Source organism: Enterobacter cloacae complex sp. P29RS, from assembly GCF_014893445.1.
GTDB lineage: Bacteria > Pseudomonadota > Gammaproteobacteria > Enterobacterales > Enterobacteriaceae > Enterobacter > Enterobacter intestinihominis.
Genome location: NZ_JADBPZ010000023.1, coordinates 1 through 16,888, shown reverse-complemented (window position 1 = coordinate 16,888; position 16,888 = coordinate 1). Strand labels below are relative to the sequence as shown.

The following is a 16,888-nucleotide window of genomic DNA, read 5'->3' as shown; positions in this document are numbered from 1 at the left end:
ACCCGGCCTACGGGTGCGGTGTTCGTTTTGCCGGGTGGCGGCTTCGCCTTACCCGGCCTACGGGTGCGGTGTTCGTTTTGCCGGGTGGCGGCTTCGCCTTACCCGGCCTACGGGTGCGGTGTTCGTTTTGCCGGGTGGCGGCTTCGCCTTACCCGGCCTACGGGTGCGGTGTTCGTTTTGCCGGGTGGCGGCTTCGCCTTACCCGGCCTACAGGTGCGGTGTTCGTTTTGCCGGGTGGCGGCTTCGCCTTACCCGGCCTATGGGTGCGTTGTTCGTAGGCCGGGTAAGCGCAGCGCCACCCGGCAACAGCGCCCTCAGTTCTGCAATACGGACGACACCAGCAGCTGGGTGTACGGATGATGGGGATCGTCGAGCACCCGGTCGGTTAACCCACTTTCCACCACCTGACCCTGCTTCATCACCAGAAGACGGTCCGCCAGCAGGCGCGCGACGCCTAAATCATGGGTGACAATCACCACCGCCAGGTTCAGCTCCACCACCAGGCCGCGCAGCAGGTCGAGCAGGCGCGCCTGCACGGATACGTCCAGCCCGCCGGTCGGTTCGTCCATAAACACCAGCTTCGGATGGGTGACGAGATTGCGGGCAATCTGTAAACGCTGCTGCATGCCGCCGGAGAAGGTGGTCGGCAGGTCGTCGATGCGCGAGGCGGGGATTTCAACTTCCTCCAGCCAGTGCTGCGCCGTGGCGCGGATATTGCCGTAGTGGCGTGCGCCGGTGGCCATCAGCCGTTCGCCGATGTTGCCCCCCGCTGACACCTGACGGCGCAGGCCGTCCATCGGGTGCTGATGCACCACGCCCCACTCGGTGCGCAGCAGGCGGCGGCGCTCGGCTTCGCTCATGCCGTACAGCGACACGCCCTCATACAAAATGTCGCCACTCTGCGGCGTCAGGCGCGCGGAGATGGACTTCAGCAGGGTGGTTTTACCGGAGCCGGACTCGCCGACAATGCCCAGCACTTCGCCCGGCCACAGCTCAAACGACACGTCGCTAAAGCCTTTGCCCGGCGCATAAAGGTGAGTCAGGTTGTTAACCGAAAGCAGCGGTTTCATTGGCTGTTCGCCTCGCTCTGTTGGCGGCAGTAATCAGTGTCGGAGCAGACAAACATCCGTTTGCCGGTGTCGTCCAGCACCACTTCATCCAGATAGCTGTGTTTGGATCCGCAGATGGCGCACGGCTCGTCCCACTCCTGCACCGTAAAAGGGTGATCGTCGAAATCCAGGCTCTCTACGCGGGTAAACGGCGGTACGGCGTAGATGCGTTTTTCACGTCCGGCACCAAAAAGTTGCAGGGCGGGCATCATGTCCATCTTCGGGTTATCGAATTTCGGGATCGGCGACGGGTCCATCACGTAGCGGCCGTTCACCTTCACCGGGTAGGCGTAGGTGGTGGCGATATGGCCGAAGCGGGCGATGTCCTCATACAGTTTGACCTGCATGATCCCGTACTCTTCCAGGGCGTGCATGGTGCGGGTTTCGGTTTCCCGCGGCTCGATAAAGCGCAGCGGCTCCGGGATCGGCACCTGGAAAATCAAAATCTGATCTTCAGTCAGCGGGGTCTCCGGAATGCGGTGACGGGTCTGGATCAGCGTCGCGTCTTCGGTTTTTTCAGTGGTGTTGACGCCCGTTACGCGCCTGAAGAAGTTGCGGATCGACACGGCGTTGGTGGTGTCGTCTGCCCCCTGGTCGATGACCTTCAGCACGTCCGCTTCGCCAATCACGCTGGCGGTGATTTGAATACCGCCGGTGCCCCAGCCGTAGGGCATCGGCATTTCGCGGCCGCCGAACGGCACCTGGTAGCCGGGGATCGCCACAGCTTTAAGGATGGCGCGGCGGATCATGCGTTTAGTTTGCTCGTCCAGATAGGCAAAGTTGTAGCCGCTTAAGTTAGCCATTGGCGCGCTCCCGTTGCAGGCGTTTCAGCAGTTCCAGTTCGGCCTGGAAATCGACGTAGTGCGGCAGCTTGAGGTGCGAGACAAAGCCCGCGGCCTCAACGTTATCCGCGTGGGCCAGCACGAACTCTTCGTCCTGTGCCGGGCCTGCAATATGCTCGCCGTAGTCCGGCGCCTGGAGCGCACGGTCAACCAGCGCCATCGCCATCGCCTTGCGCTCGCTCAGGCCATACACCAGCCCGTAGCCGCGGGTAAAGTGTGGATCTTCATTTTCTGGCGCGACAAAACCGTTGACCATTTCGCACTCGGTCATCAGCAGTTCGCCGATGTTCACCGCAAACCCCAGCTCTTCTGGCACAATTTCGACATCGAGATAGCCGCTGCGGATCTCTGCCGCGAACGGGTGGTTGCGCCCGTAGCCGCGCTGCGTGGAGTAGGCCAGCGCCAGCAGATACCCTTCGTCGCCGCGCATCAGCTGTTGCAGACGGGACGAGCGCGAACAGGGATAGACCGGCGGCGTGCGGGTGATGTCATCCGGTGTGCTGCCGGTGTCTTCTTCCGCCTTCGCCAGCCCCTGGTTTGCCAGCAGGCTAAAGACGTGCGGGGAGGCGTCTTGTTCAGCATCAGAGGCGCTGAGCTGCGGTGTTTCACCGTTTGCCAGCAGAGCGAAGTCCATCAGACGATGGGTGTAGTCGTAGGTGGGGCCAAGCAGCTGGCCGCCAGGAATATCTTTATACACCGCAGAAATACGGCGCTCTAAACGCATTTCCGCCGTATTTACCGGCTCGCTCACCGCCAGCTTCGCAAGCGTTGTGCGGTAAGCGCGCAGCAGGAAGATGGCTTCCACGTTATCGCCGCTGGCCTGTTTCAGCGCCAGTGCCGCCAGCTCACGGTCCGCGATGCCGCCTTCGGTCATCACGCGGTCGACGGCCAGGTTTAACTGCTGTTCAATCTGGGCGACGCTCAGCTCGGGAAGAGCGTCATCCCCCCGGCGTCTGTGCGCCTGCAAGGCATGGGCGGCGGCGATCGCCTTCTCGCCCCCTTTGACGGCAACGTACATCAGCACACCTCCACGTGAGTGGTTCGCGGGATCGCCAGCAGGCGCTCGCCGCAGGTCAGGATCAGGTCGATACCGAGCGGGAACGGATGCGGGCGCTCGGTCAGCTCATGAATGATGCACTCCGGCAGCTGGGGGGCGACCATCCGCTCGTCGGCGATGCCTGCACCCGTCAGGCGAAGCATGCGACCACCGCTCAGGCTGGAGACCTGCAAAATCAGCGTGGCGCTGGTTTCCGGTGCGACGGCGCTGCCTTCGCTCAGGGCGTTAAGCTGCTCGTGGCTGATTTGCTCGTCTGCCACGGCAAAGACTGCCTGCTGGGGCTGCTCGACCAGCGGCGCGTTGGTGTGAAAGCGCAGGTTCTGGCTGGCGATATCGTTCAGCAATGCCCCTGACAGCCATACCGGCGTGTCGTTGTCCGCCAGCGTCAGCAGCACGCTGGTAGAGGCGAGATTCAGCGGCAGCCAGCCCTGCGAAAGCTGGTGCAGCGAGACGATCACGCCGGGCTCGCTCATGGCTTTCAGCAGGCGACGGAAACTCTGTTGGGCATCCTGGACGGCCAGGGTAAAGGCAGGTTGAAGCGTCATGCGTTGTCTCCGCGAACGAGCGTAAAGAAGTCGACCCGGCTGGTATTCACTTCGGTCTGACGCGCGGCAAGGCGTGCGGCGCGGTCAGCTTCCAGCGGGGCAATAAGGGTTTCCATTAAGGTCTGAAAATGCGGCTGTTCCTGTAAAAGCGCGTCGATCACGGCGCAGCGCTCGGCGTGCGTTTTGTCGCGCCCAAGTACGTAGCCGTAGCCCAGCGTGCCGCTGCTCAGGCGGATCACCGCGCGGGTGAGGGTGGCATCGCCGGCGAAGAAGCGCTCGCCGGTGCCGCCCATGCGTGCCTGGATCTGCACCAGGCCGATCTCTGGCGCGCGGATCGTGTCGTAGTCCGGCGTCAGGCCGAGCGCGTTCATGCGGGCAGCCAGCGCAGCAGGCTGGCTGTGGGCCAGCACGCGCATCCAGCGCTGACGAGTGGAGGTGTCGAAGTGCATTCAGTGCTCCATGGTAAATTCAATCATGTCGGCGCGGGTCAGGCTGACGGAGTATTCCGTTGCGTTGACGTCGCCGTCACGGTGGTTGAGGGTGCGCACGCAGAGCAGCGGGGCCATGTTGGGGATCTCCAGCACCTTGCTCTCTTTAGCCTGCGCGCGGCGGGCGCTGATGCGCGTCTGGGTGCGTTTGAGCGCGATACCCGTCGCCTCCTGAAGAAAATCATGCAGGGAACCGCTGGCGAAATGTTGCAGCACGGGCCAGAGGGAGAGGTCCGCGAAGTAGTGGTCGATCTGACAGACCGCCACGCCGTTCACCCGGCGCAACGTGCGCAGGTGAACGACGTTGTCGCCCTCCTGAATCCCCAGCGCGTCCGCTACGTGGCGGGAGGCCGGGCGCAGGACAGACAGCAGCTTTTCGCTGGTGGGGTGGCTGCCCTGATCGAGCAGGTTCTGGCTAAAACGCGCCTGGGCATTGAGCGGGTAGTCAAACGGACGCATCAGCACCAGCACGCCGACGCCCTGACGACGCTGGACCCAGCCGCGTTCCACCAGCTGATCGATGGCGCGACGCAGGGTGTGGCGATTCACTTCGTAGCGGTCGGCAAGCTGCTGCTCGGCGGGCAGGTAGTCGCCGCACCGATAGTGCGTGCGCAGCTCCACTTCGAGCTTTGCCGCAATCTCTTGCCAGCGGGTAGGGTAACTGGTCGGATGTCTGGATAAGTGCATACCAATCAAAGCCTCGCTTCTCAGATGAAGTGCTTACGCAAGCGTTGAGAGAGGAAATCCAGCAGGCTGACGGTGACGATGATAAGCACCATCAATGCGCAGGTTTGCTGGAACTGGAAACCGCGAATCGCTTCCCACAGGGTGACGCCAATACCGCCTGCGCCCACCATGCCGACCACGGTGGCGGAGCGAACGTTGGACTCGAAGCGGTATAGCGAATAGGAGATGAGCAGCGGCATGACCTGCGGCAGGACGCCGTAGAGGATCTCTTCGATTTTGTTCGCGCCGGTTGCGCGGATGCCTTCCACCGGGCCGGGCTCGATGGCTTCAACCGCTTCGGAGAGCAGCTTGGAGAGTACGCCGGTGGTGTGGATGAACAGCGCCATCACGCCAGCGAACGGACCCAGGCCGACGGCGACCACGAACAGCATCGCAAAGACCATTTCGTTGATGGCGCGGCAGGCATCCATCAGGCGACGCATCGGCTGGTAGATCCACCACGGCACGATGTTTTCGGCGCTCATCAGGCCAAACGGAATGGAGAGGATCACGGCGAGGGCGGTGCCCCAGACGGCGATTTGCAGGGTGGTGGCCATTTCACTGAGGTAGTCCTGCCACTGGCTGAAGTCCGGCGGGAAGAAGTCGGCGGCGAAGGTCGCCATGTTGCCCGAGTCCCTGAAGAGCAGCAGCGGATCCATCTCCGCGCCCTTCCAGGAGATAACGAGCACCGCCAGCAGAACGGCCCAGCTTATGAGCGAGAACCAGCTGCGCTTTGGCGGCGGGAGGGTGATGGTTTGCATGTTGGCTCCTTAATCTGTTCTCCCTCTCCCTGTGGGAGAGGGCCGGGGTGAGGGCATCAGCGTGCGCCTTTCCCCCTCACCCTAACCCTCTCCCTCAAGGGAGAGGGGACTTGAGTTACTGCACCGCTTTATTCACGCTGGTCATCGCCCCGAGCGCGGCGGTCAGGCGGTCGAGATCGTCCAGCTGCGCCTGTATTTCCGACACTTTGCTGGTCTTCTCTTCTTCCTTCAGACCTTTGTTGTCCTTCACGCCCTGCATCTGTTTAAACAGCGCCAGCTGGCGAATCGGCACCAGCTGCAAATCGCTGGACGCGCGGAACGGTGCCCAGCCCAGGTGCGCCAGCACTGCTTTCTCTTCCGGCGTTTTGCCGTAGTTCATAAAGAAGTCGTAGACCTTGTCTTTGGTGCTTTCGGAGAGGTTTTTACGCCACACAATCGGGTCGCCCGGGATCAATGGCGATTTCCAGATCACCTTCAGCGCTTTCAGCTTGTCCGGCGCGGAGGTCTTCAGCTTGTCGAGGTTTTCAGTGTTGTTGGTGGCAACGTCTACCTGCTTGTTTGCTACGGCCAGGGCGTTGGTTTCGTGGCTGGCGTTGACCGTGCGCTTGAAGTCGCTGGCGGAGATGTTGTTTTTCGCGAAGACGTAGTAACCCGGGACGAGGAAGCCGGACGTAGAATTCGGGTCGCCGTTACCAAAGGTCAGCTCTTTGCGTTTGGCGAGCATATCGTTGAGGTTGTTGATCGGGCTGTCTTTGTTAACGATCAGCACGCTCCAGTAGCCCGGGGAGCCGTCTGCTGCAACGGTCTGGGCAAAGACCTGGCCGTTGGCGCGATCTACCGCTTCCATGGCAGAGAGGTTGCCGTACCACGCGATGTCGACTTTGTTGAAGCGCATTCCCTGGATAATGCCCGCGTAGTCCGGGGCGAAGAAGGCGTTCACTTTGATCCCCAGTTTGGTTTCCATATCTTTCAGGAACGGTTCCCACTGCGGCTTCAGGTTTTGCTGTGATTCCGTTGAAATGATGCCAAAGTTCAACGCTTTTTCCTGTTCCTCTGCCCAGGCCGGGCTTAACAGGGTGCTGATGCTGAACATGCTGGTGAAGGCCAGCGCGGCAACGGCTTTGTAGTTCATTTCCATTCCTCGTTATCGGGGCGTTAAGCAGCCTGCGCGCGTTCTTCGACGCGGTTTACGCTGCGGTAGAGATGATCAAAACGTTCGTTATCAAACTGATGGCTGGCGCCATCGAAGAACACGTGGCCCTGACGCAGGGCGACGATGCGCTCGCAGTAGCGCAGGGCGTAATCCACCTGATGCAGCGTCACCACCACGGTGATGCCGTCGTTCTGGTTGATGTCGCGCAGGGTTTCCATCACGATGCGGGCCGATTCCGGATCCAGCGAGGCGATAGGCTCATCGGCCAGAATGATTTTGGCTTTCTGCATCAGGGCGCGGGCGATGGCGACGCGCTGCTGCTGTCCGCCGGAGAGCGTTGAGACGCGCTGGTGGGCAAAATGCGCCATGCCGACGCGGGTCAGCGCCTGTAAGGCTTCTTGTTTCTGGGAAGGGGAGAACCAGCGCAGGCAGGTGCGCCAGAACGGGGTGCTGCCGAGCGCGCCAATCAGCACGTTCTCGAGCACCGTCAGGCGGTTCACCAGGTTGAACTGCTGAAAGATATAGCCCGTCTGCGCGCGGCTTTTGCGAATATCGCTCGCCAGACGCCCCGCATGTTGCACGGTGTTACCCAGCAGCTCGACGCGACTTTCCGGCGTTTTGTCACAGGTAATGAGGCCGCTTAAGTGACGAAGAAGGGTGGATTTTCCTGAACCGGATGGCCCCAGCAGCGCCACCATTTCGCCCTGCTGGACGGTCAGATCAACGGCATGCAGCGCCTTGTTGTGATGGAAGGTTTTGCTCAGTTTCTCGACGCGAATGACAGTTTGCATGTGCTGGGCCTCACGATAAATGTGGCCTCATGCTGGCGCATCAATATGACATTCAGGTTAAGTGTTGGTTGCGGGAGTTTGAAGAGTTGAGGGGGATTTGATGACAATCACCGTAGGCCCGGTCAGCGCAGCGCCACCGGACGCTGTTGCCGGATGCGCTGCGCTTATCCAGCCTACGATTTAACGACGTTAATCATCCACGGCACGCCGTATTTGTCGGTCACAGTGCCGAATCCGTGCGCCCAGAAGGTCTCCTGCCAGGCCATTTCAATATTGCCGCCATCGGCGAGGTTGTCGAACCAGCGCTTGCCTTCCGACACATCCTGGGTGTCGAGCACCAGTGTGAAACCCGCGTATTGCGCGCTGCTGCCAGGCGGTATCCCGTCGCTCATCATAATGTCGCTGCCCGCGATGCGGACGTTAGAGTGGGCGATGGCGGTATCCGGGAAGTTCATGCCGGACGGACAGCCTTCTTCGCTGTTTTCGTCTTTAGGCATTTCGCCGAAGGTGATTTTGTAGAGGAGTTCTGCGCCGACGGCCTGCTGATAGAAGGCGGTGGCCTCCGCACAGTTGCCGGCGAAAGAGATGTAGGGACTTAACGGCATAATCTTTACCTCACGTAAGAAAAGCCCGTTAAGTGTAGTTCCCGAACGCCCGGTAAGCGAAGCGTCACCGGGCGGGTCAATCAGTTCTTTTTCACGAACTCAGATTTCAGTTTCATCGGACCGAAGCCGTCAATTTTGCAATCGATATTATGATCGCCTTCAACAAGACGGATGTTTTTCACTTTGGTACCAATCTTCAGCATGGAAGAACTGCCTTTTACCTTCAGATCTTTCACAACGGTAACGCTGTCGCCGTCTGACAGCAGGTTGCCGTTCGCGTCTTTCACAATCAGCGTATCGCTGTCCTGCGCAGGCTCCGCATCGTTCCATTCATGGGCGCATTCCGGGCAAACGAACATGCCATTGTCTTCATAGGTGTATTCAGAATTGCATTTCGGGCAGTGTGGAAGTTGCATGTTGGTATCCTCAAAAGTGTTAACACGCTGGAAAACGCCAGCTAAATGACGGCAGTGTGCCGAAAAAGGCAGCGAGTATAACGCAAATCCCCACTTTTGTCGGTGATATTGTTTTAGAAAAATAGCGCAAAAATGCGTAAAAGATGACACGAACTGTCAGTGAATTAGGGGAAGCTTATGCCCTGCACGGCAGTGATCGTTATGATGATAAATATATCGAATATTTTATTACAGCAAATTGCTACGCTGTGCCATTTCGGATAAGGTGAAGGAACAAACCGTTATTTATCTATCCTTTCTGATGCTATACATCTTTTGGTGTCAGGGAATACCTCTCTTTTTTGGTGGGTAAATAACGATGATATCTCCTGATGTTTCCTGAAAATGCGTTTTGTCTATTTACTTTTGGTCTTCTGACCAGAGGGATGTTTTACACGTATTAGAAGGGTGAGATTTAAATTCTCATTATCTTCAGTTACTTGTATTAAATGAACATGTTTTCCATACGTGATCATATAAGCCTGAACAGTATAATTAAAAAAACGTGGCTTAATAAAAGTAATAAATTTGCGTTAAGGGAAGGCTTTTATCATGCACACACAGACCATATTTGAATTAAGCCAGGAAGCCGAACGTTTGTTACAGCTGGCTCTGAACAATCTTGATTCATTAAAATCAATGCCGATTGCAAAGCTGGATAGCACAGCCGCTGCCATGAGCGGCGTTAATAACAACGTTTTGCCATTACATTTTAGCGCGCGGGGTGTCGACGCTCAGCAGGCGTTGCTGAATAACGAATTACGCAAAATAACCCGCCTCGAAATGGTGCTGGCGATTGTGGGTACCATGAAAGCGGGAAAATCGACCACCATTAATGCGATTGTGGGTACGGAAGTGCTGCCGAACCGCAATCGTCCGATGACGGCGCTGCCCACGCTGATCCGCCATACGCCGGGCCAGAAGGAGCCGGTGCTGCATTTTTTGCACGTTGCGCCCATTGATACCCTGATTTCCCAGTTGCAGACGAAATTGTGCGATATAGATCGCGGCAAGCTGGCGCGGCGTCTGGAAATCGACAAGGACATGAATACGCTGCTGGAGCGCATCGAAAGAGGTGAGGCGTTCGGAAAACATCACCTGGGCGCGGAGCCCATCTTTCATTGTCTGAAAAGCCTGAACGATCTGGTGCGGCTTTCTCAGGCGCTGGGCGTGGAGTTTCCTTTTTCTGAGTACGCCGCGATTGAACATATTCCGGTGATTGAGGTGGAATTTGTGCACCTCGCCGGTCTGGATGCGCACCTGGGGCAACTGACGCTGCTCGACACGCCGGGGCCGAACGAGGCCGGTCAGCCGCACCTGCAAAAAATGCTCAGCGAGCAGCTGGCGCGCGCCTCCGCCGTGCTGGCGGTGATGGACTATACCCAGCTTAAATCTATTTCCGACGCCGAGGTTCGTCAGGCAATTTCGGCGGCGGGGAAATCCGTGCCGCTTTACGCCCTGGTCAACAAATTCGATCAGAAAGATCGTAACAGCGACGATGAAGAGCAGGTACGGGCGATGATTTCCGGCACGCTGATGAAAGGGAATATTTCTCCGGGACAAATTTATCCGGTCTCTTCCATGTGGGCCTACCTGGCAAACCGCGCCCGCTATGAGATGAACACCCATGGGCGGCTTCCCGATCATCAGGATCAGCGTTGGGTACAGGATTTTGCCGAGGCCGCGCTGGGCCGCCGCTGGCGTACGGCCGATCTCGACGATAGTGACCATATTCGCCATGCGGCGGATCTGCTGTGGGAGGATTCGCTGTTCGAACAGCCCATCCGCAAGCTGATTTACGCGGCTTACGCCAACGCCTCGCTGTTCGCCCTGCGGTCGGCATCGCATAAGCTGCTGAACTATGCGCAAAATGCCAGAGAATACCTGGATTTTCGCCATCAGGGACTGACGGTCGCCTTTGATGAGCTGGAGCGGAATATTAAGCGCCTGGAAGAGGACATGGCGATGCTGCGTCAGCGGCAGAGCGTAGTGAGCGATGAGGTCCAGCATGAAGTTGAAGAGGCGCTCAACGCAGCGGATGCATTTCTGCTTAGTCAGAAAGGCGAACTTCACCAGGCGCTGGACGACATGTTTAGCCGCCCGTTAATTCTTGATTTAGCCGGGCGCGAGCCATCCAGCATGCGTACAGACGACACGGATGGGAACCAGCAACTGGTGCTTGACGATGAAGGGCAGGCACAGATTGTCCTGAGCAAGATCCGATCGTCATGCGAGCAGATTTTGCTGAATGCGCAGAGCAGAATTAGCCGGGAGCTGGCGTTACGCTTCGATCAGCTGGAGTCTACGCTCGCCCGATCGTTGAATGAGGCGATGCGCCCCATCGAGATGCAAATTAAGGAACAGCTCAGTCATGCCGGCTTTCGGGCGCGGATTAGCTTTCCGGCGTTTCAGGCAAACCAGCTTAACTTCAATACGCGCGGCTTATTTAATGATGCCATTGTGCAGGACACCCCTCCCGCCAGTCAGCCTGCAGGGGCGGGCAGCGTACGTAATACCGTCTCGCGCTGGCTCAATCATCCCGGCTGGGGCTGGGAAGCGTATGTGGAGACGCGCACCCGATATGTCATCGATATCGCTCAGCTTCATGGCAAATTTACGCAGCATACCGATCAGTTTTGCGATCAAATACGTAAAGCTTTGGCCGCGCAGGTCGATGTCTCTGTTACGGCAGGTATGGCAACGTTCTTTGCAGAGTTTTCGTTGTGCCTGACCGGGTTACAGGAAAGCTTGCGTGATAGCCTTGCCGTGCGGCAGCAGAATGAGCATTCAACCCGGGCGCTTAGCCAGTTGTTGAAGCAAAGTATGACCACAGCGGCGTGGATTCAGGAAGATACCCGACTGTTACGCGATGATATTCAAACCTTATTCGCGGCAGAGCAACCATGACAACACAGCTACTGGACGGTCCCGGGCGGACGCTGGAGTGTATTCATCCAAAATTTATGGTCGATTTGGTCCAGGGGGCGGATGCTGCTCGTCACACCCTCCTGGGGCCACAGCAACTGCAATTTCGTGAGCGTTTGACGCAGGAGATCGTTACGCAGACCCGGTTGCGGCCATGGGCAATGGCGGGAATGCTCAACGAAAATGCAGCACTGCGGCTGGGTCTGGCGGAGAAACTGGCCGGTATGCTCGACCCCGGACACCTGGCGCTGACCCGCATGTCCGACAAGCTGGTAGCCCTGCGCCAGCAGGTTAATCCACGCCTCCCTCAACCTTCCGGATTGTTGCAACAGTACGAGGCGCTCTCCGCACATTTCAACCAGCGTGCCGCCTATAAAGAGAAAGCGCTCGCGCAGCGCGGCCTTACGGTTCAGGCGGGTGAGCACAGCGAGCAAATTTTTACCCGCTGGCGAGCCGGGCAGTATGACGGCTGGTCGCTGGCTGGCCGCTGCTTTATCGTGCTGGAAGAGTTGCGCTGGGGCGCGTTTGGCGATGCCTGTCGTCTGGCGAATAGTGATGTGGCGGCCATGCTGAAAGATAACCTGCGCAGCATGGCCGCAAACTATCTGGCACAGGGGATTAACGCTTCTCCCACCACCCGGCATTTTTACCATCAGTGGCTGACGACGCCCGCTTCTCCTGGTCTGATGGATTATAAAGATATGCTTGGCTGGCTGGGGGACTGGTGTCAGGCGGATAAACATCCGGTGAGCTGGTCAGTGACGCAGAGCTGGCAAACGGTCGCGCTGGGTATGCCGAGACTCTGTTCGGCAAAACGGCTGGTGGATGGCATGGTGGAAGAGATATTTAGTGCGTGATTGCCCCCTCTTTTTAAGGAGGGGGCGAACGGCTTAGTGGTGCATTTCTACCGCTTTCGGCTCTGCCTGGGTTTCCGGAACCTGTCCAAAACGTCTGGCGTACAGCGCCGTGATGATCGGGACCAGAATCGCCGTCACAATCACGCTGGCGGCAACCAGGGCCGTGGCGGAAGCCGCCACCGGTTCAAAGGCCGGGTTAATCTGGGCGATAATCACCGGGTTAGCTACCGCAGCGCCTGCGGCCGACGAGGCGGCCACACCTGCGGTTCCGTTACCGCCCCCAATGACGCGGTCTGCAATAATTAGCGGGATACCCGTGATGACGATGACGGCAATACCCAGCACAATACCCAGCAGGCCGGTTTCCAGAATCACGTTCAGATTGATGGTATTGCCCAACGCGAAGCCGAAGAACGGGATCAGTACCGGGGTGGCTTTGCTGAAGAAATCGCGCAGATCGTGATCGAGGTTGCCTAGCGCAAAACCAATCAGGAACGGCAGGATCGCCCCGACAAAATGGTGGGGTTCAAAGGAGGCAAGGCCGGCAGAACCCAGAATCAGCATGGTCATCAGCGGACCCGACTCCAGGGACATCAGCACGAACGCGCCTGATTCTTCTTTGGTGCCATATTGATTCATCAGGCTGGCATAGAGACCGCCGTTGGTCATATCCATTGCTGAAACAATGGCCAGAACGGATAATCCGGCGAAGAATCCGGTCTGTATGCCATTCTCCGGAATGAACATCGCGCAGATCATGGCAACGACCCAGGCGACCGCAATTTTAGTAATGACCAGCGTCCCTGATTTACGTAATACCGTACCAGTTGCACGTAAATTAATAGATGCGCCGATGCAAAAGAACCAGACTGCCAGAATCGGCACCGTTCCGGTGATCATACCTTTTGTAAAACCGCCAAAATAAGCACCGGTATTCGGGGCCAGCGTATTTAATATCGCGCCAAGTACCAGCGGGACCAGCATCATCCCGCCCGGGATGCGTTCTATTGTTGCTTTAATCTTCATCATTAACCCTCACATCTCGCCCGCGTGGCTGGCGGAAATCTCAAAAAATAGATCAACAAATTCAAATGATTGCCTTTTTTGAAGACCAATCGATTCGTTACTTATGCTGTAAAGCGAAATTCAGGTGCTTAGCATTCCTTCATTTGAAAGCCGCTGGGATATTGTGTTCGGGTTTATCATGCGATCTTTGGAATTGCGATTCAATGAAAATAAAACACTGTTTTAGTTATCTGCGTCACATATTGAATGTAAACAGGAATGCCCGCTGTTAATAATTAAATTTTGTGTAAATTCGATGTGAAGAAATGTGATTGTTTTTTGTTTTAAGAGGAATAATAACGGGTGTTAAGATGTGCTTGATAAAGGGGGTGAGAATGACCTTATTTATCGTGAATTGACAAAACCTGAAGCCAACTTACGAACCGGAAAAATATATGTGAAGTTGATCACATATATAAACGCTGGTAGGGTAAAAAGGTCTTTAACTGCCCAGACAGGCGTCAACAGGTTCGGTTGTATTGAGGTAAAACGTCAATGTAAGTAAACCTGCTACGCTTGAATAAGGAGATTCGCATGGAGCGGATCTCTGGTTCACAGCTTGCAAATGCGCTGTGAAACGGACGGGGCTGAGTCTACGAGGAAAGCTATGCTTAGAAGGAAAAAAGTAAAACCCATCACGCTGCGCGATGTCACCATTATTGATGATGCGAAACTGCGCAAAGCGATTACGGCGGCCTCGCTCGGTAATGCGATGGAGTGGTTCGATTTTGGTGTCTACGGCTTTGTTGCCTATGCGCTTGGTAAAGTGTTCTTCCCCGGTGCCGATCCCAGCTTGCAGATGATTGCCGCGCTGGGTACGTTCTCTGTTCCCTTCCTTATTCGCCCTCTCGGTGGCCTGTTCTTCGGCATGCTGGGTGATAAATATGGTCGCCAGAAGATCCTGGCTATTACTATTGTCATCATGTCGATAAGTACATTCTGTATCGGCCTTATTCCGTCCTATGCGACCATTGGTATATGGGCACCGATCCTGCTGTTGATCTGTAAGATGGCGCAGGGCTTCTCCGTTGGCGGCGAATATACCGGTGCATCGATTTTTGTCGCTGAGTATTCTCCGGATCGAAAACGCGGCTTTATGGGCAGCTGGCTCGACTTTGGTTCGATTGCCGGGTTTGTCATGGGCGCGGGAGTTGTGGTTCTGATTTCAACCGTAGTGGGTGAAGAGAACTTCCTCGACTGGGGCTGGCGTATTCCGTTCTTCCTGGCGCTGCCGCTTGGCATCATCGGTCTTTACCTGCGTCACGCCCTGGAAGAGACGCCTGCGTTCCAGCAGCACGTTGAAAAGCTGGAGCAGGGCGACCGTGAAGGGTTGCAGGATGGCCCGAAAGTGTCGTTCAAGGAGATTGCGACCAAACACTGGCGCAGCCTGCTGACCTGTATCGGTCTGGTGATTTCCACCAACGTGACCTATTACATGCTGCTGACATACATGCCGAGCTATCTGTCGCATAACCTGCACTACTCGGAAGACCACGGTGTGCTGATTATTATCGCCATCATGGTAGGCATGCTGTTCGTGCAGCCGATTATGGGCCTGCTGAGCGATCGCTTTGGCCGTAAGCCATTCATTATTCTCGGTAGCGTCGCACTGTTCGCGCTGGCAATCCCGGCCTTTATTCTGATTAACAGCAATGTGCTGGGGCTGATTTTCGCCGGTCTGCTGATGCTGGCGGTGATCCTCAACTGCTTTATCGGGGTGATGGCTTCTACGCTACCGGCAATGTTCCCGACGCATATTCGCTACAGTGCGCTGGCGGCAGCCTTTAATATCTCCGTTCTGATTGCGGGCCTGACGCCGACGCTTGCTGCTTCACTGGTGGAGAGCACGCAGAACCTGATGATGCCTGCTTACTATCTGATGGTTATTGCGGTGATTGGCCTGATTACCGGTATTACTATGAAGGAGACGGCGAACCGTCCACTGAAAGGGGCAACGCCTGCGGCGTCCGATATTCAGGAAGCGAAGGAGATCCTGCGCGAGCACTACGATAACGTAGAGCAGAAGATTGAAGATATTGACGCAGAGATTGAAGAGCTTCAGAAAAAACGTTCTCGCCTGGTTGACCAGCATCCGCGAATTAACGAGTGATAAAAAACCCGCCGCTGGCGGGTTTTCTTTTATTAGCATCCTGCGGCGATATAGTCGCCGCTGACGCTGACGGGGATCACCGTCAGGAAGAGGATAGTTGCGAACAGTATCAGAACAACTCCTCCGGCTATTTTGACCATCGGCATTACCCAGTTCAGGGAAGTGCCGCCACTAAACCAGGCTACTGTGCGTTCACGCGCGTAACGTACTGCCAGCGACAGCCCCATAATCGACAGCGCCGTGCCCAGCGACATTGTCATCACAGCAGTAATTCCCCAGCTAATAATGCCGAGCGCATTCGAGAACATCAGGATCATAATTGCGCCGCTGCACGGGCGTGCGCCAATGGCCAGCACCACGCCCAGACGGGTTTTCCAGTCGCTTTTAGCCAGATCCACCCCTACGCCGTGATGGCCGCAGCCACAGTGTTCATTATGCTGATGATGCGGCTTGATGGCGCTAATCGCCATTTTGCGCGGACGCAGGCTGCTGAGCGCCTGATAAATGATAAACGCACCGAAGGCGGCAATCAGTAAGGCGCTGATTTTCTCGACGTACCAACGGCTGGTACTGATATCCCCTGCCGCGAGGTTCAATCCAACCGCCAGGATAAAGACAAAGAGGATCGCGCTGACGCCCTGCATCAGGCTACCGATAAACGGTACGACGCGCGCCGCGAGCTGGCTCTCTTTATTGGTGCTGAGATACGTGGCGACGATAAATTTGCCGTGTCCTGGTCCAACGGCATGGAGTACACCATAAAGAAACGCACCGGTTAACAACCACAGCCCACCGCTGTACTGATGATTATTAAGTTGCAGCAAATACATCACCAGATAACGGTGCAGGGTGATCTGAGCGGCGAGGCACCACTGAATAAAAGCATTCCAGTGCGTATGCAGTGCGAAACCTGCCATAAGTAACACCAGCACGGCGAGCCCGGCGGTTGGGATACGCCAGTCACGTTGAAGTCGTTGTGTCGTCATCAGGTTGGTCTGCGAGAGGAATATTTGCCGCTAGTATAGTGTTCAATTAGCGGGATCGCACCGGGATCGTCAATGGATTGTGGATAACTCTGTGCGTAAAAGGGTATAAGGCGGGGTTTTGCTGGGGAATGCAGCAGTCAGTCATTTTTCTGTCATTTAGCGGTTGCGGCCTGCGGAGAACTCCCTATAATGCGCCTCCATCGACACGGCGGATGTGAATCACTTCACAGACAACCCGGTCGGTTGAAGAGAAAAAATCCTGAAATAACGGGTTGACTCTGAAAGAGGAAAGCGTAATATACGCCACCTCGCGACAGAGCGCTGAAGCGCGTCGCAACTGCTCTTTAACAATTTATCAGACAATCTGTGTGGGCACTCAAAGTGACATGGATTCTTAATGTCTTCGGACGAAA

The 16,888-nt window shown here is 56.5% G+C and carries 16 protein-coding genes; 3 read left to right on the top strand and 13 right to left on the bottom strand.

Going from position 1 to position 16,888, the window contains the following annotated elements; all coding sequences use genetic code 11:
- Positions 1-314: 314 nt before the first annotated feature.
- The 11 genes from phnK to IM282_RS16905 all read right to left on the bottom strand — a co-directional run bounded on the left by phnK (position 315) and on the right by IM282_RS16905 (position 8,493).
- Positions 315-1,070: a phosphonate C-P lyase system protein PhnK gene (gene phnK / locus IM282_RS16955; protein WP_032627058.1), complete on the bottom strand. Its 756-nt coding sequence runs from the start codon at positions 1,068-1,070 to the stop codon at positions 315-317.
- Positions 1,067-1,912 (bottom strand): alpha-D-ribose 1-methylphosphonate 5-phosphate C-P-lyase PhnJ, encoded by an 846-nt coding sequence (gene phnJ, locus IM282_RS16950; protein ID WP_023299113.1) that lies wholly within the window; start codon positions 1,910-1,912, stop codon positions 1,067-1,069. Before phnJ ends, phnK begins: the two co-directional genes overlap by 4 nt.
- Positions 1,905-2,969, bottom strand: a complete 1,065-nt coding sequence (locus tag IM282_RS16945) for a carbon-phosphorus lyase complex subunit PhnI (protein ID WP_022646782.1) — start codon at positions 2,967-2,969, stop codon at positions 1,905-1,907. Before IM282_RS16945 ends, phnJ begins: the two co-directional genes overlap by 8 nt.
- Entirely contained in the window at positions 2,969-3,553 is a 585-nt protein-coding gene (gene phnH / locus IM282_RS16940) for a phosphonate C-P lyase system protein PhnH (protein ID WP_003860219.1), read from the bottom strand. Before phnH ends, IM282_RS16945 begins: the two co-directional genes overlap by 1 nt.
- Positions 3,550-4,002 carry a phosphonate C-P lyase system protein PhnG gene (gene phnG / locus IM282_RS16935; RefSeq protein WP_022646783.1) on the bottom strand — a complete coding sequence of 151 codons (453 nt, stop codon included), beginning with the start codon at positions 4,000-4,002 and terminating at the stop codon, positions 3,550-3,552. The genes phnH and phnG overlap by 4 nt, the downstream gene beginning before the upstream one ends.
- The gene (gene phnF, locus IM282_RS16930; RefSeq protein ID WP_022646784.1) at positions 4,003-4,728 is read right to left on the bottom strand and encodes a phosphonate metabolism transcriptional regulator PhnF; all 726 of its coding nucleotides are present in this window, start codon (positions 4,726-4,728) and stop codon (positions 4,003-4,005) included. It abuts the gene before it with no gap.
- Between the two features lie 20 nt (positions 4,729-4,748).
- Positions 4,749-5,528, bottom strand: a complete 780-nt coding sequence (phnE, locus tag IM282_RS16925; RefSeq protein ID WP_022646785.1) for a phosphonate ABC transporter, permease protein PhnE — start codon at positions 5,526-5,528, stop codon at positions 4,749-4,751.
- A gap of 115 nt (positions 5,529-5,643) precedes the next feature.
- Complete coding sequence (gene phnD, locus IM282_RS16920; RefSeq protein ID WP_022646786.1) at positions 5,644-6,660, bottom strand: phosphonate ABC transporter substrate-binding protein; 1,017 nt, start codon at positions 6,658-6,660, stop codon at positions 5,644-5,646.
- Positions 6,661-6,683: 23 nt separating this feature from the next.
- Positions 6,684-7,472, bottom strand: a complete 789-nt coding sequence (gene phnC, locus IM282_RS16915) for a phosphonate ABC transporter ATP-binding protein (RefSeq protein WP_003860210.1) — start codon at positions 7,470-7,472, stop codon at positions 6,684-6,686.
- A gap of 173 nt (positions 7,473-7,645) precedes the next feature.
- A complete protein-coding gene (yjdN, locus tag IM282_RS16910) occupies positions 7,646-8,077 on the bottom strand; it encodes a VOC family metalloprotein YjdN (protein WP_022646788.1) in 432 nt (143 codons plus the stop codon).
- An 80-nt stretch (positions 8,078-8,157) separates the two neighbouring features.
- Positions 8,158-8,493, bottom strand: a complete 336-nt coding sequence (locus IM282_RS16905) for a zinc ribbon domain-containing protein YjdM (protein ID WP_022646789.1) — start codon at positions 8,491-8,493, stop codon at positions 8,158-8,160.
- Between the two features lie 591 nt (positions 8,494-9,084).
- Here IM282_RS16905 and crfC point away from each other — a divergent pair.
- Positions 9,085-11,439, top strand: coding sequence for a clamp-binding protein CrfC (gene crfC / locus IM282_RS16900; protein ID WP_045309100.1), 2,355 nt, complete (start codon positions 9,085-9,087; stop codon positions 11,437-11,439).
- The gene (locus IM282_RS16895) at positions 11,436-12,314 is read left to right on the top strand and encodes a diguanylate cyclase regulator RdcB family protein (protein ID WP_022646791.1); all 879 of its coding nucleotides are present in this window, start codon (positions 11,436-11,438) and stop codon (positions 12,312-12,314) included. The genes crfC and IM282_RS16895 overlap by 4 nt, the downstream gene beginning before the upstream one ends.
- A gap of 33 nt (positions 12,315-12,347) precedes the next feature.
- On the opposite strand, the gene kdgT is transcribed toward IM282_RS16895, so the two are convergent.
- Positions 12,348-13,340: a 2-keto-3-deoxygluconate transporter gene (gene kdgT, locus IM282_RS16890; RefSeq protein WP_192970663.1), complete on the bottom strand. Its 993-nt coding sequence runs from the start codon at positions 13,338-13,340 to the stop codon at positions 12,348-12,350.
- A gap of 646 nt (positions 13,341-13,986) precedes the next feature.
- Here kdgT and proP point away from each other — a divergent pair.
- On the top strand, positions 13,987-15,489 hold the full coding sequence (gene proP / locus IM282_RS16885) for a glycine betaine/L-proline transporter ProP (RefSeq protein WP_022646793.1): 1,503 nt from the start codon (positions 13,987-13,989) through the stop codon (positions 15,487-15,489).
- A 32-nt stretch (positions 15,490-15,521) separates the two neighbouring features.
- Here proP and IM282_RS16880 read toward each other — a convergent pair whose 3' ends face one another.
- Positions 15,522-16,475 carry a nickel/cobalt transporter gene (locus IM282_RS16880; RefSeq protein WP_165716234.1) on the bottom strand — a complete coding sequence of 318 codons (954 nt, stop codon included), beginning with the start codon at positions 16,473-16,475 and terminating at the stop codon, positions 15,522-15,524.
- Positions 16,476-16,888: the final 413 nt, after the last annotated feature.

Coding starts and splice junctions, on each gene's coding strand:
- phnK (WP_032627058.1), bottom strand. CDS start 1,070: ATGAAACCGCTGCTTTCGGTTAACAACCTGACTCACCTTTATGCGCCG.
- phnJ (WP_023299113.1), bottom strand. CDS start 1,912: ATGGCTAACTTAAGCGGCTACAACTTTGCCTATCTGGACGAGCAAACT.
- IM282_RS16945 (WP_022646782.1), bottom strand. CDS start 2,969: ATGTACGTTGCCGTCAAAGGGGGCGAGAAGGCGATCGCCGCCGCCCAT.
- phnH (WP_003860219.1), bottom strand. CDS start 3,553: ATGACGCTTCAACCTGCCTTTACCCTGGCCGTCCAGGATGCCCAACAG.
- phnG (WP_022646783.1), bottom strand. CDS start 4,002: ATGCACTTCGACACCTCCACTCGTCAGCGCTGGATGCGCGTGCTGGCC.
- phnF (WP_022646784.1), bottom strand. CDS start 4,728: ATGCACTTATCCAGACATCCGACCAGTTACCCTACCCGCTGGCAAGAG.
- phnE (WP_022646785.1), bottom strand. CDS start 5,528: ATGCAAACCATCACCCTCCCGCCGCCAAAGCGCAGCTGGTTCTCGCTC.
- phnD (WP_022646786.1), bottom strand. CDS start 6,660: ATGAACTACAAAGCCGTTGCCGCGCTGGCCTTCACCAGCATGTTCAGC.
- phnC (WP_003860210.1), bottom strand. CDS start 7,472: ATGCAAACTGTCATTCGCGTCGAGAAACTGAGCAAAACCTTCCATCAC.
- yjdN (WP_022646788.1), bottom strand. CDS start 8,077: ATGCCGTTAAGTCCCTACATCTCTTTCGCCGGCAACTGTGCGGAGGCC.
- IM282_RS16905 (WP_022646789.1), bottom strand. CDS start 8,493: ATGCAACTTCCACACTGCCCGAAATGCAATTCTGAATACACCTATGAA.
- crfC (WP_045309100.1), top strand. CDS start 9,085: ATGCACACACAGACCATATTTGAATTAAGCCAGGAAGCCGAACGTTTG.
- IM282_RS16895 (WP_022646791.1), top strand. CDS start 11,436: ATGACAACACAGCTACTGGACGGTCCCGGGCGGACGCTGGAGTGTATT.
- kdgT (WP_192970663.1), bottom strand. CDS start 13,340: ATGAAGATTAAAGCAACAATAGAACGCATCCCGGGCGGGATGATGCTG.
- proP (WP_022646793.1), top strand. CDS start 13,987: ATGCTTAGAAGGAAAAAAGTAAAACCCATCACGCTGCGCGATGTCACC.
- IM282_RS16880 (WP_165716234.1), bottom strand. CDS start 16,475: ATGACGACACAACGACTTCAACGTGACTGGCGTATCCCAACCGCCGGG.